16 protein-coding genes and 1 tRNA gene are annotated in these 17769 nt (G+C 59.9%); 5 read left to right on the top strand and 12 right to left on the bottom strand.

From position 1 onward, the window contains the following. Positions 1-35 precede the first annotated feature (35 nt). Entirely contained in the window at positions 36-1304 is a 1269-nt protein-coding gene (locus C4334_RS07015) for a hypothetical protein (RefSeq protein WP_352431374.1), read from the top strand. Between the two features lie 81 nt (positions 1305-1385). Here the strand turns inward: C4334_RS07015 and C4334_RS07020 are convergent, their stop codons facing one another. The 7 genes from C4334_RS07020 to sucC form a co-directional block, all read right to left on the bottom strand. Beyond that, on the bottom strand, positions 1386-2084 hold the full coding sequence (locus tag C4334_RS07020; protein ID WP_352431375.1) for an HAD family hydrolase: 699 nt from the start codon (positions 2082-2084) through the stop codon (positions 1386-1388). A 152-nt stretch (positions 2085-2236) separates the two neighbouring features. After that, on the bottom strand, positions 2237-2758 hold the full coding sequence (locus C4334_RS07025) for a NuoI/complex I 23 kDa subunit family protein (RefSeq protein ID WP_352431376.1): 522 nt from the start codon (positions 2756-2758) through the stop codon (positions 2237-2239). Positions 2759-2810: 52 nt separating this feature from the next. Continuing rightward, entirely contained in the window at positions 2811-3230 is a 420-nt protein-coding gene (ndk, locus tag C4334_RS07030; RefSeq protein ID WP_352431377.1) for a nucleoside-diphosphate kinase, read from the bottom strand. 89 nt (positions 3231-3319) lie between these two features. Continuing rightward, positions 3320-4195 (bottom strand): succinate--CoA ligase subunit alpha, encoded by an 876-nt coding sequence (gene sucD, locus C4334_RS07035; RefSeq protein ID WP_352431378.1) that lies wholly within the window; start codon positions 4193-4195, stop codon positions 3320-3322. A 167-nt stretch (positions 4196-4362) separates the two neighbouring features. Continuing rightward, positions 4363-5760: an MBL fold metallo-hydrolase RNA specificity domain-containing protein gene (locus tag C4334_RS07040; RefSeq protein WP_352431379.1), complete on the bottom strand. Its 1398-nt coding sequence runs from the start codon at positions 5758-5760 to the stop codon at positions 4363-4365. Beyond that, complete coding sequence (locus C4334_RS07045) at positions 5760-6101, bottom strand: hypothetical protein (protein WP_352431380.1); 342 nt, start codon at positions 6099-6101, stop codon at positions 5760-5762. Before C4334_RS07045 ends, C4334_RS07040 begins: the two co-directional genes overlap by 1 nt. A 76-nt stretch (positions 6102-6177) precedes the next feature. Then, positions 6178-7362, bottom strand: coding sequence for an ADP-forming succinate--CoA ligase subunit beta (sucC, locus tag C4334_RS07050; RefSeq protein ID WP_352431381.1), 1185 nt, complete (start codon positions 7360-7362; stop codon positions 6178-6180). Between the two features lie 154 nt (positions 7363-7516). On the opposite strand from sucC, the gene C4334_RS07055 reads away from it, so the two are divergent. Further along, the gene (locus C4334_RS07055; RefSeq protein ID WP_352431382.1) at positions 7517-7942 is read left to right on the top strand and encodes an OsmC family protein; all 426 of its coding nucleotides are present in this window, start codon (positions 7517-7519) and stop codon (positions 7940-7942) included. A gap of 153 nt (positions 7943-8095) precedes the next feature. Here C4334_RS07055 and C4334_RS07060 read toward each other — a convergent pair. From C4334_RS07060 to C4334_RS07070, 3 genes are all read right to left on the bottom strand, one after another. After that, positions 8096-8172, bottom strand: a tRNA-Pro gene (locus C4334_RS07060). 367 nt (positions 8173-8539) lie between these two features. Then, the gene (locus C4334_RS07065; RefSeq protein ID WP_352431383.1) at positions 8540-9004 is read right to left on the bottom strand and encodes a MerR family transcriptional regulator; all 465 of its coding nucleotides are present in this window, start codon (positions 9002-9004) and stop codon (positions 8540-8542) included. A gap of 127 nt (positions 9005-9131) precedes the next feature. Beyond that, positions 9132-9815, bottom strand: a complete 684-nt coding sequence (locus tag C4334_RS07070) for a metal-dependent transcriptional regulator (protein WP_352431384.1) — start codon at positions 9813-9815, stop codon at positions 9132-9134. Positions 9816-9974: 159 nt separating this feature from the next. Here C4334_RS07070 and C4334_RS07075 point away from each other — a divergent pair, with 159 nt between their 5' ends. Further along, a complete protein-coding gene (locus C4334_RS07075; RefSeq protein WP_352431385.1) occupies positions 9975-11300 on the top strand; it encodes an Nramp family divalent metal transporter in 1326 nt (441 codons plus the stop codon). A gap of 202 nt (positions 11301-11502) precedes the next feature. Here the strand turns inward: C4334_RS07075 and C4334_RS07080 are convergent, their stop codons facing one another. Next, positions 11503-12027, bottom strand: a complete 525-nt coding sequence (locus C4334_RS07080; RefSeq protein ID WP_352431386.1) for a Dps family protein — start codon at positions 12025-12027, stop codon at positions 11503-11505. Between the two features lie 14 nt (positions 12028-12041). Further along, on the bottom strand, positions 12042-12482 hold the full coding sequence (locus tag C4334_RS07085) for a Fur family transcriptional regulator (protein WP_352431387.1): 441 nt from the start codon (positions 12480-12482) through the stop codon (positions 12042-12044). Between the two features lie 529 nt (positions 12483-13011). Between C4334_RS07085 and C4334_RS07090 the strand changes: the two genes are divergently transcribed. Together C4334_RS07090 and C4334_RS07095 are read left to right on the top strand one after the other, a co-directional pair. Beyond that, positions 13012-17052 (top strand): PAS domain S-box protein, encoded by a 4041-nt coding sequence (locus C4334_RS07090; protein ID WP_352431388.1) that lies wholly within the window; start codon positions 13012-13014, stop codon positions 17050-17052. A gap of 485 nt (positions 17053-17537) precedes the next feature. Beyond that, entirely contained in the window at positions 17538-17762 is a 225-nt protein-coding gene (locus tag C4334_RS07095) for a hypothetical protein (RefSeq protein WP_352431389.1), read from the top strand. The last annotated feature ends 7 nt before the right edge of the window (positions 17763-17769 follow it).

The following is a 17769-nucleotide window of genomic DNA, read 5'->3' on the forward strand; positions in this document are numbered from 1 at the left end:
CTTCAGGCGGGGTCAGCAAGTGCCGCCGTGATCTGATGAAAATCACCGCACCAATTTTCGCGCTCTTGTGCGCGCTCGTTTCCGCGCTCTTCGCCCAACCCGCACGCAACCAAGCTGCCGACAACGACGAACATCCCGTTCTGCTCACGCAAAAGCTCGCCCTGCGTGAAGCGAGCGAAGTCGGACTGGAGATCGAAGCGCGCTCACCCGGCGCATCGTGGGCGCACAAGGGCGCCGAGGCCGCGGCACTCGCCATCATCGTCGATGGCGCGCGCAATCAAGACCTTCTCTTATGGGCAGGAGAGGCGCTCTTCACCTACCGCGTGCTTTTGGGCAGACTCGAAGCCGGGGAGCACACCATCACCATCGTGCTCGACGAAGCGCGCAGCGCGAAGAATGCTCGGCGAGCGGAAGTGAAAGCGGCCCGCCCGCTCATCTTCGATCGAGCAAACGGAGAAGAAGCGCTTGCCATCGCATACGCTCCCATGCTCTATGCGCGCGCTAATTCGATTGACCGCTTCACTGACGTTCCATTGCTCATCTATTACGAAGCGGAGCGCCGTCCGGCGGGTCTGCTTCGCCTTCGCTACTCCGCCATCTTCTCCAACGAAGACGGCGGCACGCCAACCGTCGCGCTCATGGCGCGTTGGGGACGCGCGACCGACATCGAGTGGATCTATGAAGTCTCGCTGCGCGATGGAGAGATCATCGAAGAGAGCTACCAAGGCGTCGAGCACGAAACCAAACCTTTCACCGGAGAGCGGGCACGCGGCAGGCATCCGCTTCTCGCCATCGCTTCCGACAACAACAACTTTTCCGATCTGGCCTGTTCCAAAGTGCTCTTCGCGCCGCTTCCGATGCGCGCCGATCTCAACGACGCCTCGCGCGAAAGCTTGATGGATGCTAATCCATGGACCTATCGCATCATGGCGGAAGAACTACGACGCGAAGGACGCATCGCTGACATGCCGACCGACATCAACACCATCGCCGATCCGCGCGCTTACCTTTACATCGAAGCTCGTGCCGCGCAGAGAGTTGAGCAAATCGCTTTCGACGTGCGACTAAAGGGCGTAAAGCGCGTCTTCTCTTCCGATATGGGCGACGATCGCTTGCGCGTGGACCGCGCCGGATACTTTCGCGTCGCCGTGCTGCTGCCGAAACGCTTCGATCCGCGCCGCATCCTCGCTGTAGGTGCCCGCTGCGGGAATGAAACATGCGGAGACGACCGCGTGCGCGTCGTCAAGCTCGTGTGGCTGGACGAAAACTACGAACCGCACGCTTTCGATCCACCGTCGCGCTGAAAGCCGAGCCTCCGCGGCACCTTCGCTCTGGCATCACCTTTTCGCAGTTGTCGAGAAAAAAGCTTTCGTCTCCGTTTTCCTTCAAGGAGTCTCGTAGAGGTGATGGATCGCGTCCGTCGTCCAATCGGCCAAGCTCGGTGTCACGACTTCAGCCCCCGCCTCGCGCAAAACTTGTGCTGGAACGGTGTTGGCGACGCCAAGCGTGCGCATCCCCGCGGCGCGCGCCGCGCGGATTCCGGGCGGAGAATCCTCAACGGCTAAACATTCGGCTGGTGAGAGCTGGCTTTCCCCCGCTGCATGGCGGGCTGCGTTCAAGAGAATGAAGGCGCGGTTGAAGCATTCCGGATTCGGCTTGCAAAGTTGCACCTCGTCGGCGCTGACGATCACGGGAAAAAACCTGTCGAGTTCGGCCCGTGCGAGTATCTCTTCGATCTCTCGCCGCCGCGACATGCTGACGACACCGAGCGTGTAACGGCGTGCGCACGCTTTGATGAAGTCCACGACGCCGGGGAAAAAAGGCAGTTCGCTTTCGAGCATGCGGCGATGGAGTTCGGTCTTGCGCTTCAAGACGCGCGTCAGGGCGGCGTCGGAAAGCTCTTTGCCTGCCCGCTCGAACGCATTGATGACGAACGTCACTTCGTCCATGCCGAGCGATTCGTAATAGTCGCGTTCTGTCAGCGCGATGCCTTCAGGTTTCAACGCTTCCTGATAAGCTTGGAGTTGAAGCGGTTCGTCGTCGATGATGACACCGTTGAAATCGAAGAGAATGGCGTGGATCATCTTTCATCTTCGGCGATCGAATTTGTAGAACGCAAAAGATTTTAAGGTGAGGCCCGAAGCTCGAGCAAATTCAAAAGCCTTGCTGAGTGAGAAAAGGCCGAAGGATGGCGAAATCAGCCGCATCCTCTGGCGGGGAGAAGAGTTTCTGCCGCTCAGACTTCCTTGTATTCGGAATCGACGTCTTCGTCGGCCCAAGCGACGCGATAGTTGGGCGATTGCTTCTGCTTGGTGATGAGCAGGTCGTCTTTGGTCTTCAACAGATCCGCTCGGTTGTAAACCGATAGCTCGAAGTTGTAACCGTGCGTGATCGCATCCTTCGGACAAGCCTCGACGCAGAAGCCGCAGAAGATGCAGCGCCCGTAGTCTATGTTGTAGACGGCGGCGTAGCGGTTATCGACGCCGATTCTTTCTTCATACGGGCGCGGGTCATCCGCGGCGACGATGTAAATGCAATCCGATGGACACGCCGCCGCGCACAAGAAACAGGCGACGCATTTCTCCTTGCCGTTCTCGTCAACGTGGAGCAGGTGCTGCCCGCGGTAGCGCGGCTGAACGGTGACGGGTTCATCCGGGTACTGAACGGTCCACTTCTCTTTCGGGATCTTCGAGAAGGTGACGCTCATCCCCTTGATGATCGCTTTGGTCGATTCGACGATGTCGCTGATGATTGACATGGCGCTTTTGAACTAACAGATTGCGTTTGAGCCGATCAGAAATCGCATCTCGTCAGACCATTTCGAGGCGACTGAAGAAGTAAGCGATCTCGATCGCCGCGTTTTCATCCGAGTCGGAGCCGTGCACGGCGTTTTCGCCGACGTTGGAGCCGAACTCCTTGCGAATGGTCCCTTCAGCAGCCTTCGCCGGATCGGTCGCGCCCATCAGGTCGCGCCAGGCGCGCACGGCATCCTCTTTCTCCAACACCATTACAACACAAGGCCCGCTCGACATGAAAGCCGTCAGCTCGCCGAAAAACGGGCGCTCGCGATGCACGGCGTAAAAGCCCTCGGCCTCTTCGCGCGTCATGTGGATCAGCTTCATCGCGCGGAGGCGAAATCCGGCGTCGGTGATCCGTTGCAAGATCAGTCCGACTTTGCCTTGCCTTACCGCATCAGGCTTGATGATGCCAAGCGTCAGATCATTCGTCATAAAAACTCCTCGATGAGAAGTGATCGGATGAGAAGCTCGCGTCACAAAAGTCTTCGAACGGGTCGGAGCGCGACCGCGTCTTCGAGCGTTCACCGCCCCTTCAAAGCCTCGCGCATGGTCGCGCCGATCTCGGCAGGCGAGCGGACGACGCGAATGCCCGCTTGTTCGAGCGCGCGCATCTTCTCCGCCGCCGTGCCTTTGCCGCCGGAGATGATCGCGCCCGCGTGCCCCATACGGCGGCCCGGCGGCGCAGTCTGTCCGGCGATGAAGGCGACGATTGGCTTGGTCACGTGCTGTCGGGCGAACGCGGCGGCCTCTTCCTCCGCCGTGCCGCCGATCTCGCCGATCATCACGATGCCTTCGGTTTCGGGATCGTCTTGAAAGAGCCGCAGCGCGTCCGTGTGCGTCGTCCCGACGATGGGATCGCCGCCGATGCCGATCGCCGTTGACTGGCCCAGTCCGAGGCGGGTCAACTGGTCCACCGCTTCATAGGTCAAAGTCCCAGAGCGCGAGACGACGCCGATCGGCCCTTCTTTGTGGATATGGCCCGGCATGATGCCGATCTTGCATTTGCCCGGCGAGATGACGCCGGGGCAGTTCGGCCCGATTAGCCGCGTCCTCTTTCCCTCCAAATAACGCTTGACTTTCACCATGTCGAGCGCGGGGATGCCTTCGGTGATGCAGACGACGAGCGGCACGCCGGCATCAGCCGCTTCCATGATCGCGTCGGCGGCAAACGCTGGCGGAACGTAGATGACCGAGGCGTTGGCCCCTGTCTCTCGCACGGCTTCGGCGACGGTGTTGAAAACCGGCACGCCTTCATGCGCGGTCCCGCCTTTGCCGGGCGTTACCCCGCCGACCACTTTCGTGCCGTATTCGATCATCTGCCGCGTGTGAAAGGTTCCCTCTTTGCCCGTGATGCCTTGAACGATGAGGCGCGTGTTGCGGTCAACGAGTACGCTCAAAGTTTAAGTCGCTCCCTTTTGCGCAGCTCGAAAATGGATCGAAAAACGCGACAGTATAGCACGAGAGGCGCGCTTACGCGAAAGATGAAAGGTCGGCAGCCAATTCTGAAGCGCAGCCCATCGCAACGCTCAGCTCCCTCCAAGGTTTCATGCGCGCGCGTCGAATCTCAAACGAGATCCACTTCAGCTCCGTATTGCGGAATGCTTGTGGTCCAGCCGAAACGTTCCGCGATGTGGCCGCGCAAGGCCTCGGCGGCGTGCAGCTCGCCGTGCGTAAGAAAGATGGTGCGAGGCGCGCGTTCGAGTCCGCTCAACCAGGCGAGCATCTCTTCGTAATCGGCGTGAGCCGAAAGGCTGCTGATTTGCCGGACGCGACAGCGGACCGGTATCAGCTCCTTCATGATTTTGACCTCGCGCGCGCCGTCGAGGATCTTCCGTCCGGTCGTCCCAGCAGCCTGATAGCCGACGAAACAGATGATGGCGCGCTCGTCTGGCAGTATGCGCATCGCATGATGGAGCACGCGCCCGCCCGTCATCATGCCGGATGAACTGATGATGACGCGCGCGCCGCGCTCTTCGTTCAAGCTCTTCGACTCTTCGCGCGAAGAGGCGACGAGCATCGCGTGAGTGTGAAGCGGACGACGCTTCAATGCGACTAGGTCGCGATACGCTTCATCCTGCTCTTCGCTTCGGTTCTGGTAAACCTGCGTGATCGCGTTGGCCATCGGGGAGTCAACCCGCACGCGCAATACGGGAATGCGCGCTTCGTCTTCGAGTTCGCGGATCAGATAGAGTATCTCCTGCGTACGCCCGATGGCGAAGCTTGGGACGAGAAGCGGAGCATCGCTTTCGGCAGCTTCATTGATGACGGCGGCTAAAAGATCTTTCGGCGGCGTGCGGTCGTGCAGTTGATCGCCGTAAGTCGATTCGAGAAGAAGATAATCGCACGCAGGTGGCGGCGCAGGCGGGCGAATGATCGGTTGATTGGGTCGTCCGAGATCGCCTGAAAAAAGGATGCGCAGCGGCGGCGACCCCATTCTTTCCGCTTCGACGAGGATGTGACTGGCGCCGAGGATGTGTCCGGCAACGCGAAAGCTCGCGCCGATGCCGCGCGCAACTTCAATGGGCGCGCCATCGTTGCTCGCCACCCGCAAAAGATCGAACGCGGCGCGCGCATCTTCCTCCGTGTAGAGCGGGAGCGCGGGCGTGTGCGAAGTCAGACCGTGACGGTTGCGATAGTCGGCCTCCTCCTCCTGTAACCGCGCCGCATCGAGAAGCGAAACGCGCAGCAGTTCGGCGGTCGCGCGCGTGCAGTAGATCGGACCGGAGAATCCGCGCGCAACCAAACGCGGCAGATACCCAATGTGATCTATGTGCGCGTGCGTGATCAGGCAGGCATCCAGAGCGGCAGGGTCGAATGGCGGATCGGCCCAGTTCAGTTCTCGCAACTCTTTGAGTCCCTGAAAGAGGCCGCAGTCGACGAGGACCTTCGCGCGTTCGCTCTCGATTAGATATTTCGAACCGGTGACCGTACCGGCAGCGCCCCAAAAAGATAGCTTCAGCATCAAACGTCCTTTCTGTCCAGACCAACCATTGCAACCAAGGTGAGCGCATCGAACATTTCGGCGCGGCGAAACTCCGCCCGTCCACGCGCGACGCTCCCATCGGGATAGCGATAGGGCGGCACCGCGGGGACGAGAACGGCGATGTCGCAAACGCGACACTTTTTCGCTGATGGGCGTCGGCGCAGCGTAAAAACCGGATTCGAAGCGATTTCGTCGTGCTGGCGAGTCCTGCCAAAGACCAGGAAGATTTCGCCACCACGGCACTCAAAGCGCCGCTCCGAGCCTTGCGCCAGCGCGAAACGTCCTTCGAGCGTGAAGAGGGACCTGGGTTGTGCCGACATCTGACGCCTCCTTTTCGCGCGCGAGTTTCTGTGCACTTGGCTTCACGCCGGATCGTACAAGGAAAACGCGGAGCCTTCAATCCCGCTTCCAATTCGACGATCCGCGCGCGAGCGCAACAACCTTTTCCGCAGCATCCTTCATGCCGTCGGCAACCGTGAAGTTCAAGCCGGATTCGCGCAGGACGCGCTGCCCTTCTTCGACGTTCGTGCCCTGCAAGCGCACGACCACCGGCACCTTGACGCCCGTCTTGCGCGCCGCTTCGACTACGCCGCGCGCGACCATGTCGCAACGGACGATGCCGCCGAAGATGTTGATCAACACGGCGCGCACGTTCTCGTCGGCGAGCAAGATCTTGAACGCTGCCTCAACCCGCTCTTGCGAAGCGCCGCCACCGACGTCCAAGAAGTTCGCCGGTTCGCCGCCAGCGAGCTTGATGATGTCCATAGTGGCCATCGCCAGCCCCGCGCCGTTGACCATGCAGGCGATGTCGCCATCGAGCTTGATGTAGTTCAGATCGTACTTGGAAGCTTCGATCTCGAGCGGCTCTTCCTCGTTCAGATCGCGCAGTTCGGCGTAATCCGGGTGACGGAAGAGCGCGTTGTCGTCGAAGTTGATCTTGGCATCGAGCGCGATCAGACGCTTGTCTTTGGTGAGCAAAAAGGGATTGATCTCGACCAGCGAAGCGTCCATCTGTTCGTAGGCGTTGTAGAGCGCAAGCATGAACTTCACGGCTTGATTGACCAGATCGTTCGGCAAACCGAGACCGAAGGCGAGCTTGCGCGCTTGGAAGGGGCGAAAACCGACCGCCGGATCGACCGCCTCCTTCAAGATCTTTTCGGGCGAGCGCGCGGCGACCTCCTCGATCTCCATGCCGCCCGCTGCCGAAGCCATGAAGACCGGGCGGCCCGTCGCGCGATCGAGCACGATGCCCAAGTAGAACTCTTGATCGATGGGCAACCCCTCTTCGATGAGAAGCGTGCGCACTTCGCGCCCCTCTGGCCCAGTCTGATGCGTGACCAGCTTGCTGCCAAGCATGCGCGCGGCGATTTCACGCGCCTCGTCGGGCGATTGGGCGAGCTTGACGCCGCCCGCTTTGCCGCGCCCGCCAGCATGAATCTGCGCTTTGACGACGACCGGCACGGTCGCCAGTTCCTGAGCTGCGCGATAAGCTTCATCGGGCGTGCGCGCGACCACGCCGCGCGGAACGGCCACACCGTAGCTTTTCAACAATTCCTTGGCTTGATACTCGTGTATCTTCATCCGTTTCGGTTCCCAAGATGAAATTGCGTCGAACTCGCAGAGTGTACGCGCAGGAAGCTAATGGCCGCAAGTTTCGCGCGCTAATGGCGCTAGAGCGTCGTTGACACGAGACGCGCGACTGCGGCAGGCTGAGCGAAGAAAGGAGAGGCCCAAGATGAGCGAAGTCATCGTCCGATCGCTCGGAAACTTTCAGAACGAAGTGATCTACGGCGAAGGACAAACCTTCATCATCGACGAACCTGTGAGCGCCGGTGGCGACGGCGCCGGACCAGACCCTTACACGCTCATTCTCGCGGCGCTCGGCGGCTGCATTTCGATGACCGTCATGATGTACGCGCGACGTAAGAACTGGCCGCTCGAAAGCGTTCGCGTCAGGCTTCGGCAAAGACGCATCCACGCCGGCGATTGTGCCGAATGCGCGCAGAGCGAGAGCGGATATATTCATCTAATTGAACGAAGGGTCGAATTCGACGGGCCGCTCACCGACGAGCAACGCGCGCGTCTGCGCGAGATCGCGAGCAGATGCCCCGTGCATCGGACGTTGACCTCGCGCATCGCGATCGCCGAGATGCAGGACTAGACGGCACGGAGCCGAAAAGGCAAAAGCGGTTGAAAGCGCCCATCGGCTCTCGCCCATATCGGGCGAAGACGCTGATCTGCTCTCACCCATCGTCGCCATCGAGACGGTTGGAAGAGCAAAAGGGCCTTCCGTGGATGAAGGCCCTCGTCTGATTGGTCGGGACGACTGGATTTGAACCAGCGACCTCACGCACCCCAAGCGTGCGCGCTACCAGGCTGCGCCACGTCCCGGCAAGACCTTTACCGCATGCCGACCGGTCTTCTTCAGCATAGCGTCGCGCCTCGACGGGCGACCTCGCTTTGGGGCAACCTCGTTCGCCCTCCATCAAGACCGTCACGGCCAGCTCAAAATTATAGGCGACAAACGGCGCGCCAATCAAGAGCACAGCCTCGCGAGAACGCGCGCCGCGAACTTGAGGGGGTTGTGGCGCTACGGCGATGCGATGACCTGCGGCGCACCACGCGCGCGTAAGCGGTCCAAAGCGTCAAGCAGTTTCGACTGCGCGGGCACACCACGTGCGCACGAACCTTCGAAGTCCATCCAGTTGCCCTGCGGTGCGCTCGTCCTTTGCTCGATCTCGCACGACACGGAACTGCATTATGCGCGACGCGAGCTGCCTGTCATCGCGTCGTCATCGAGCAGCGCGAGAAGCTCTCTCAGTTGCTCCCCGAGCTGGCGAAGCGCTCTTTTCTGCTCGTCGGTCAGCGCAGCGACCTGTTCGACATAGACCGGAGTTTGATCGGTCGAGACGACAAGCTGTGGTCCGCTCATTTCAGGCGTTACGACCTTGAGTTTGCTCGCGCCCCGCAGTTCGCCCGCCAGTTTTTTCTTCGCGCCGGCGATGGTGTATTGCTCTTCGTAAAGCAGCTCCTTGATACGCAGGACGATCTCCACGTCGCGCTTGCGGTAGGTCCGTTGCCCGGCGCGGTTCTTTTGTGGCGCGAGCATCGGAAATTCCGATTCCCAATAACGCAACACGTGCGCTGGAATGCCCGTGATGGCGCAGACCTCGCCGATCTTGAAGAAGAGTTTTTCGGGAATCGTTACGGTCGCGCGGTTCATGATCGGCTCCCGAAGACCAAAACTATGCGGCCGCCTTCGGCAGAGCATGTTACCCGTCAATCGCCGGAACTGTCAATCTCCTTTTTTATCAACGAGTAGCGGTCGGAAGCGCGCTTCCAAGCGGCGATCATCCCTCTTCGACCAAGATGTTGCGCGCCAGACGCTGGTCGAGCGCGTGCGTGCGCTTGCCGACGCGCACCGTGACCGGACCATCGAACGGCGCGCGTTCCAGTACGCGCACGCTCGCGCCGGGCACAAGTCCCAATCCGGCAACGTAGCGCAAACGCTCGGCGTGCTGATCGCACACGCGCACGATGCGCACGCGCTTGCGCAGCGGTGCCTCGGCGAGGCTGGTGGCGGTCGTCTCCGGCAACGTCCCGTCGAGCGCTGGAATTGGGTCGCCGTGCGGATCGAGCATGGGATCGCCAAGATGCTCGGCAATGCGCGCTTCAAGCTTCTCCGAGATCACGTGTTCAAGGATTTCGGCCTCTTCGTGCACTTCGTCCCAGCCATATCCCAAAGCTTCGACCAGATAGAGTTCGATTAGGCGGTGATGTCGGATCACTTCCAGCGCCACTTGCTCGCCGAGCGGCGTCAACGCCACGCCGTAGTAAGGCTTGTACTCGACCAACTTCAATTCCGCCAGCGTCTTGAGCATCGCCGTCACAGACGAAGGCTTGACACCCATGCGCTTGGCAACATCGGTGGTCTTCACCTGCGATTGCTCCTGCGCCATGCGGTAGATGGTCTTCAGGTAGTCTTCGATGACCGGCGTGATTTCCACCGGCGCTCGTTTGGCCACTTTGGTCATCGCTCTTTCGCGCGCTCGACGGCGCAGCTTGATCTCTTCCCGATTATATCGTATATATTCCGAAATGGAAGTTTAGGACAGTCTAAACTTTCATTTCGCATTTCCCGAGAAAGTTTCGCGCTGACTCAGATGGGCGATCACTCCACCGACGCAACTCAGATGAGCGGATGGCGCCGCGTCTCGCCGAACGTCAGCTTGCCGGAAGCCTACCGCGCGCTCGCGGTGCCGCAGCATGCTGGCTTTTGGCGCAAACTGCTCGCCTTTTCCGGACCGGGGTACCTCGTCGCGGTCGGATACATGGACCCGGGCAACTGGGCCACCGACATCGCGGCTGGATCGCGTTTCAATTACACGCTGCTTTCGGTCATCATGATCTCGAACTTGATGGCGATGCTCCTGCAAAGCCTTGCGGCAAGGCTCGGCATCGTCACGGGGCGCGATCTAGCGCAGGCATGTCGCGATCATTTCAGCCCGCGCGTCTCGTTCGTCCTCTGGGTGCTGTGTGAGATCGCCATCATCGCCTGCGATCTGGCGGAAGTCATCGGCGCAGCGATCGCGCTCAATCTGCTTTTCGGCATTCCGCTCGTCTGGGGCGTGATGCTCACGGCGCTCGATGTCATCCTCTTGTTGATGCTGCAAAATCGGGGGTTTCGTCTGCTCGAAGCGATTGTCATCTCACTCATCATCATCATCGGCGTCTGCTTTGCGGCGGAGATCATCTTCTCGCGGCCCGATCTGGGCGGCATTCTCGCTGGCTTCATCCCGTCGCCTCAGATCGTCACCGATCCGGAGATGCTCTACATCGCTATCAGCATCCTGGGCGCGACCGTCATGCCGCACAACCTATACCTCCACTCGTCCGTGGTCCAAACGCGCCGCTATGAGCTGACCGCTGTCGGGAAGCGTGAGGCGATAAGGTTTGCGACCATTGATTCCACCGTCGCGCTGATGTTCGCGGTGCTCATCAACTCGGCGATCCTGATCGTCGCCGCAGCGACCTTCTACCGCACGGGCAATCACGAAGTGGCGGAGATACAGGATGCTTACCGGTTGCTTTCGCCGCTTCTCGGCGTGACGGCGGCGAGCACGCTCTTCGCCATCGCGCTTCTTGCGTCGGGCCAGAACTCGACGTTGACGGGAACGCTCGCCGGGCAGATCGTCATGGAGGGTTTTTTAAACATCCGCCTGCGCCCGTGGTTGCGGCGCTTGATCACGCGCCTGATCGCCATCGTCCCGGCGATCATCGTCACGGCGCGTTACGGCGAAAGCGGCACGGCACAGCTGCTCATCTTCAGCCAAGTGGTCCTCAGCATGCAATTGAGCTTTGCCGTCTTTCCCCTCGTCATGTTCACGAACGATCCCGAGAAGATGGGCGAGTTCGTCAATCCGCCATGGTTGAAGACGCTCGCCTGGATCATCGCCGTGCTCATCGCCGCATTCAACGCTGGGCTGCTCGTACAGACATTTCGCCAGTGGTTAGGCTGAGAAGAAGTGCGTAGCCTTCGTGCTGGCGAGGACTTTTGGCAAGCTCACGCGAAGCAAAAAACAACCGAGAAGCAAGGCGCAGTCTTCGTGTCGGCGATGACGGCGTTTTCGCGCGAAAACGAGGGTCGGTTTCGGCCAACAGAAAAGCGAACCTCGATCGTTGAGGTTCGCTATCCATACTGGACCATTTCGGGCGAGCTTTCTAGCTGCCCGTTTTTTTCGCCGCTTCGCCCTCTTTGACCAACAGGCTGCGGAGCATCCAAGCCGTCTTTTCGTGCGTCTGCATCCGATCGGTCAATAGATCGACCGTGGGCGCATCGTTGACTTGGTCGGCGACAGCGAGCACCGAACGCGCCGTGCGAACTGCAGCTTCATGCCCCTCGACAAGCAGGCGGATCATCTCTTCGGCGCTCGGGATGCCTTCCTCTTCGTGAATCGAAGAGAGCTTGCTGTATTCCCGATAGGTGCCCGGAGCCGGAAAACCTAGCGCGCGGATGCGCTCGGCGATGGTGTCAGTCGCCTTCCAAAGTTCGTTGTACTGCTCCTCAAACATCAGGTGCAGCGTCTGAAACATCGGCCCGGTTACGTTCCAGTGAAAATTATGTGTCTTCAAATAGAGCGTGAAAGTGTCAGCTAAAAGACGCGAGAGACCTTGCGCGATCTCCTCACGCTCTTTTTCGTTCAACCCGATGTTAAGCGGCATCGCTCTGGCTTCTGCGGCTTCCATCTTTCTCCTCCCTCTTAGCTCGAAGGTTCGACCTCATTCCGACGACAAGCGGCACATAGACCGTGAACGACGACATCGAACGATTCCACCGTTCGCTCCGCGAAAAGATCTGGCGCTTCCACCTGCACGACCACCGCGGAGATATCTTCTAATCGCCCGCATCGGCGACAGACGAAGTGGTGATGCGGCTCCAATCGTATGTCGTACCGCGTCACCCCGCCCCGCACGTAGATCTCCTGCACCAATCCGGCTTCGCGCAACGCATGCAACGTGTTGTAAACGGTCGCCCGCGACGCGCACGGAAACCGATAGTTCACCGCCGCTTCGATCTCGTCAGCGGTCGGGTGCGTGCGGTGGCGCCACAAATAGTCGAGCACAGCGTACCGCTGCGGCGTCACTTTCAGCCCAGCTTCCCGCAGCCGCTGCTCAATTAAACTCCTCGTTTCGATGGACATCGTCGTCTTTAACGCCCAAGCTTACGTCCGCTGAGATCCATTGTCAAATGGACGCCGAACGCGCTCCTACGGCGTAACAGACCTAAAGAAGATCCATGGCCTGGATCTTGGCTTCGGTCACCGAAACGTTCCTTCGAGAAACATTGGCCTTGAGACGATGGATTTTAAGCGAACGTTTCAAAAGCGAAATGTTCCCCTTTCGAGAAATGTCGGCCCGACGAAGATCCACGGTTTGATTCCAAAGCGCCGAGGATCCGCGAAGCGAGCGGAGGGCGCCGCCTCGGCAATTGTTTAAAATTGAACAAAAAGCTTGCAAACTGGCCCTGTTTCATCTATATTTCAGCCGGGAGTTGTGGCGTTTTGGTGCCCGATCCTCGTGTCACCCGCACCACCCGAAGAGTGTTTGACGTCTCCATAGTCTCCTGGGTCAAACATTTAATCCTGACGCTTCGGCATGTGCGCGTCGCTTTTGATCTTCAACAAGACGATTTAAATCGGGCTCGTTCACACGGCCCACTTTTCGGTCGAGATGTCTGCGCGAACGCACGCCACCCTCAAAAAGATCTTTTTCGGCCTCGCCTACGGCGGCCTGGGATTCTTGATCAACCTTTGGCCGCTCGAGATCTTTCCGAGCATCCACTTAGTCTTCGGGTCGGCTGTTGCGCTCTTCTGTGCAGCCTACCTCGGAGCGCTCGGCGGAGCCACGGCCGGGTTGGTCGCTGGGCTGCGGACGTGGTGGCTTTGGGGCCAGCCACTGCCGACGAGCGCTCTGCTCGCCTGCGGCGAAGCGGCGTTTGCTGGCTACTTCCATAAGCGCGGACGAAGATTGCTCTACGCGACGCTCGCCTACTGGCTCTTTTTCGGCGGCTGGATCAATATCTTCGCGCAGCATTACCTCTACGGACTGCCATGGCCTTTGAGCTGTGCGCTCGGACTGCGCAGTTTCGTCAACGGTTTCTTCAGCGCCTTGCTCGCGGAAGTCGCGCTGCTCGTCATCAACGCCGCAAGTCGGAAGAAGCACGAAGCAACGGAGCCGCGCTTGAGCCACGCCTCGGCCATCAGCTTCGCTTTGATGCTCGGCATTTTCGTTCCAATCGCGGTCGCCATCATCGGGCTTGCGCGCTATGTTCAGAGCGAGATCGTCGATTCATCGCGCGCTGACGCGATCACGCGCGCAGCCTCGTTACGGCGCGTCATCGGCGGGCGCATGGAGACCTATCGCCGCATGGTCCAGATGACGGCTGATCTGATCCGAAGAGAGGGGATCGAACTGGATGATACGCCGCGCCTCACGCGACTGATCGAAACCGTACGCCGAGAAAATCCGGAGTTGGCTGGCATGTACGTGGCGAATCTGGCGGGGCGCACCGTTGCTTTCTCGCCGCCGCAGAACGATCGCGGCGAATCGCTGGTCGGTCTCGACTATAGCGATCGGCAGTACTATCGAGACACTTTGCGCGCGCAACGCAACGTCTTCTCCGGCATATATCTTGGGCGCGGCGGAATGAACACGCCGACGGCAGCGATCACGGCTCCCATTTTCGCCAAAGAGCGCGATGAGATGATCGGTCTCGTCGTCGCTTGGTACGATCTACGGCCATTCTACGAGATCGCGCGCGCGGTCACGCGCAACCCGTTCGATCGCGTCTTGATCACCGATGCCGAAGGTCTGCTTGTGGCCGATTCGGCCTTGCCGGCGGAAAGATATTTGCTTCCGCAAAGCGTCGCCGATCTTCCGCTCTACGTGCAAACGGTGAGCGCGAAATCCGGTGCCGTGGAATTCAGCGACGAGCGCGAGAACGCTTCGACCGTCGCGCGGCGGATAGGCTATCGGTCGTGGCTCGCTTGGGAAACGGTGCCAGAATCCGGATGGAAGATCATCGTTCAGGCGTCGCTTCGCCCGGCGGAAGAACTGATCGCTAACCTCTATCTCAAAGCGCTCAGCATACTGGCTGGCCTAGCGCTCACGGCGGTCTTCATCTCTAATCTCATTGGCCGGTACCTCAGCTTTCCGCTCGAAGCGCTCGAAAAGAGCGCGCTTCGTTTGGCAAGCGGTGATCTCGCCGCACGCCCGTCGCTCTCCAAGATGAGGACGCGCGAAGCTTACCGTCTGACGCAAGCTTTCGCGCGCATGGCCGACAGCATCGAGCAAGCTTGGAAAGAGCAGCAAGCCCTCACTTTGCGGGCCAAAGAAGCGGCGCGGCAAGCGCGCGAGCGGGCCGACTGGATCGCTGCTCTCGATAAGGTCGGACAGGAGTTATCTTCGACCTTCGACGTCACGAACATTTGCCGGGCGGCGAAGAACTACGTGCTATCGCAGGTGCCAGCCGACAACTTCATCATCTCGAACTACGATGATGTGACCGAGAAGATCACCTGCACTTACGCTTGGGTCGATGACGAAGAGAGGGATCCAGCGAGTTTCCCGCCACTTTTTCTGAGCGAAAGCGTGCACAGTCAGGCGATCCGTTCGCGCCAACCGTTGATCGTCGGCGACTTCGCGACGGAGAACGAAGGGGCCTTGACCTATTACATCGGCGATGATGCGCGGCGCATACGCTCCGTTCTCTACGTTCCGCTGATCGCATTCGACCGCGTCGCCGGCACCATGCAAGTTCAAAGCGCTCAACCCAACCGTTACTCGTCAGCGGACGTGGAAAAGCTGATGCCGCTGGCCAGCCACATCGCCATCGCGATCAGCAACGCGCGTCTGTTCGAACAAGTCCAACGCGGCAAGGTCGAGTGGGAACTGACTTTCGACAGCATGTCCGACGGCATCTTCATCTTCAATGAAGAGGGACGCTTGATCCGCGCCAATCGCGTCGCGGCGGAGATGGAGAACAGCACGGTGAACGCGCTCGTCGGACGGCGCTGCTGCGATGTGATGTCGAGCGGCGAAGGTGGACCGTGTTTGGTTGCCGAAGCCATTGCGAAAGGGCAGCGCATCACTTGTGAGCTTCGTCCGGCGCGTTTCGATCATCCGCTGCTCGTGACGGTGGAACCGCTGCGCGCCGAAGGCAGGATCTTGGGCGCCATCGCCATCGCGCGCGACCTGAGCGAACTCAAGCGCGCCGAAGAAGAGGCGCGGACACAGCGCGAACTCGTGTCACAACTCATCGAGTCGGCACAAGAAGCCATCTGCGCCATTGACGCGCAGGGACGCACGACGTGGTTCAACCGACGTTTGTGCGAGGCCACGGGTTACGCTGCCGATGAACTGCTCGGCGGCGATCTGGGTTCGGTGGTCCACCACGAAGACCGTCCGCTCATCCGCCACACAGCACAACGTGCGCTCGGCGGCCAGCGCGACTTTTGCGAAGCGCGCTTCCTCCGTAAAGATGGCGAGCTGCGTTGGTTTACGGCCAGCTTCTCGCCGGTCAAGATCAACGACCAAGTCTCGTTTGCGCTCGTTGTAGCGCGCGACGTGACCGAAGAAAGACGCATCGCCGAGCAGATGGAACAGACGAGTAAATTGGCTGCCGTCGGACAACTCGCTGCCGGCGTGGCCCACGATTTCAATAACTTGCTCTCCGTCATCTTGGGGCGCGTCCAATTGCTCAAGCGAAAGGCGCTGGACGCAAAGACGCGCGAAAGCCTCGAAATCATCGAGCGCGCGGCGCTCGATGGAGCCGCTACCGTCCGTCGCTTGCAAAACTTCGCGCGCCGCCGGGCTGAAGAAGCCAAAGAGCAGGTGGACATTGGTCGCATCTTGCAAGAAGTGCTGGAGCTGACGCGCACGAGGTGGCGCGATGATGCCATGGCTAAAGGCATCCGTTACGAAATCGAGGTGCAAGCGACGGATGGCTTGATCGTCTCCGGCGTCGCTTCAGAGCTGCGCGAAGTCTTCACCAACCTCGTGATCAACGCGCTCGATGCGATGCCCGATGGCGGATTGCTCACCATCGAGGCGCGCCGGATGGAAGACCGAGCGATGCTTCGCTTCACCGATTCGGGCGTCGGCATGACCGAAGAGGTGCGTCGCAGGATCTTCGAACCCTTCTTCACGACCAAAGGACACGCCGGAACCGGACTCGGACTCGCCATCAGCTACGGCATCATCGAACGGCATGGCGGACAGATTGAGGTCGCCTCCGAGGTCGGGCGCGGAAGCGTCTTCACCATCACTTTGCCCTTGGCGAAAAGCGCGAGCTGTGCGGCGGCCATGGAACGCCACGAGCGGCCTGCGCGTGGCATCTGCGCGCTCGTCATCGACGATGAAGAGGCCGTACGCGACACGCTAGCCGAAATGTTGACAGAGATGGGCCACACGGTCGTCAAAGTCGAGAGCGGGGCAGATGGTTTGCGGTGGCTCGAAAGAGCCTCCTTTGATGCGGTCTTCACGGACCTCTCGATGCCGGAGATGGACGGATGGGCCGTGGCGCGTCACATCCGTGCACGCTGGCCAGAGACCAAGGTGCTGCTCGTCACCGGCTATGGCGCTTCGCTCGAACCAAAAGGTGAGCTGGCAGAACTGGTCGATGCGATCATCAGCAAGCCTTTCGCCTTCGACGTGATCGCCACGGCGCTCGCCCGTTTGACGAACGTGCAAAGCGAAGGCGTCCCGCATTGATTCCACGCACAACGGAACCGCCCTTTCCAGCACGCCGGATTCCGCTCCGTTTGAATCAATCGGCGTTTTTTGCGCGCTGCGATGACTTCGTTTTCCGCTCGTCGCGCACCGCTACACCTGTAGACGGGCAACGGTGATCTTCTCCTTGCGCATCCGAAGATGCTCGCAAGCAAAAGGCAATCGCCCACGGGTGAAAATTTTCGGCGACGGCGTCGCTTCGCGCATCTAAAAAAGCGTCACTCACGAACGGGCGCGAAAAACCGATTGAGCGTCGCCGGTGGGCGACAACCGCCGAACTTTTTGTCCACGTCCTGCAACAAGATCGTTACATTCGTCGGTTAGATTCTTCGTGCTCGCACGAGCGCAGGCGTGAAATCCAGGGCAGCCGAGGCGTGGCCCGCCATTTGCTTCATACGATGGCGAACGGCTTGTTGCTGACCGGAAACAGGACTCTGATATTCAACCCAAGGGGAAGACCAAGGCATATGGTAGCTAAAGTGATTTCGTCCAAAATCAAAGTGATCAAAAAGCCTCAAGGCGAGGCAGCCAGCGCGCAAACGGAACAAAAAGATCCCAAAGAGGCTGTGCGTGAGATGGTCTCGACCGTCTCGCAGTGGGTTAGCGAGTTTCAACAGAAGAGACGCGAAGAGACCTCGCGTGTCCTCAAATCGCTCATGCCGGAGCCACCGGCGCAGACGAGCGAAGCATGATCCGTCA

It is taken from the genome of Pyrinomonas sp. (genome assembly GCF_040289685.1).
Taxonomy (GTDB): domain Bacteria; phylum Acidobacteriota; class Blastocatellia; order Pyrinomonadales; family Pyrinomonadaceae; genus Pyrinomonas.

Coding starts and splice junctions, on each gene's coding strand:
- C4334_RS07015 (WP_352431374.1), top strand. CDS start 36: ATGAAAATCACCGCACCAATTTTCGCGCTCTTGTGCGCGCTCGTTTCC.
- C4334_RS07070 (WP_352431384.1), bottom strand. CDS start 9,815: ATGACCAAAGTGGCCAAACGAGCGCCGGTGGAAATCACGCCGGTCATC.
- C4334_RS07095 (WP_352431389.1), top strand. CDS start 17,538: ATGGTAGCTAAAGTGATTTCGTCCAAAATCAAAGTGATCAAAAAGCCT.
- sucC (WP_352431381.1), bottom strand. CDS start 7,362: ATGAAGATACACGAGTATCAAGCCAAGGAATTGTTGAAAAGCTACGGT.
- C4334_RS07055 (WP_352431382.1), top strand. CDS start 7,517: ATGAGCGAAGTCATCGTCCGATCGCTCGGAAACTTTCAGAACGAAGTG.
- C4334_RS07045 (WP_352431380.1), bottom strand. CDS start 6,101: ATGTCGGCACAACCCAGGTCCCTCTTCACGCTCGAAGGACGTTTCGCG.
- C4334_RS07025 (WP_352431376.1), bottom strand. CDS start 2,758: ATGTCAATCATCAGCGACATCGTCGAATCGACCAAAGCGATCATCAAG.
- C4334_RS07040 (WP_352431379.1), bottom strand. CDS start 5,760: ATGCTGAAGCTATCTTTTTGGGGCGCTGCCGGTACGGTCACCGGTTCG.
- C4334_RS07020 (WP_352431375.1), bottom strand. CDS start 2,084: ATGATCCACGCCATTCTCTTCGATTTCAACGGTGTCATCATCGACGAC.
- C4334_RS07080 (WP_352431386.1), bottom strand. CDS start 12,027: ATGGAAGCCGCAGAAGCCAGAGCGATGCCGCTTAACATCGGGTTGAAC.
- C4334_RS07075 (WP_352431385.1), top strand. CDS start 9,975: ATGAGCGGATGGCGCCGCGTCTCGCCGAACGTCAGCTTGCCGGAAGCC.
- ndk (WP_352431377.1), bottom strand. CDS start 3,230: ATGACGAATGATCTGACGCTTGGCATCATCAAGCCTGATGCGGTAAGG.
- C4334_RS07085 (WP_352431387.1), bottom strand. CDS start 12,482: ATGTCCATCGAAACGAGGAGTTTAATTGAGCAGCGGCTGCGGGAAGCT.
- C4334_RS07065 (WP_352431383.1), bottom strand. CDS start 9,004: ATGAACCGCGCGACCGTAACGATTCCCGAAAAACTCTTCTTCAAGATC.
- C4334_RS07090 (WP_352431388.1), top strand. CDS start 13,012: ATGTCTGCGCGAACGCACGCCACCCTCAAAAAGATCTTTTTCGGCCTC.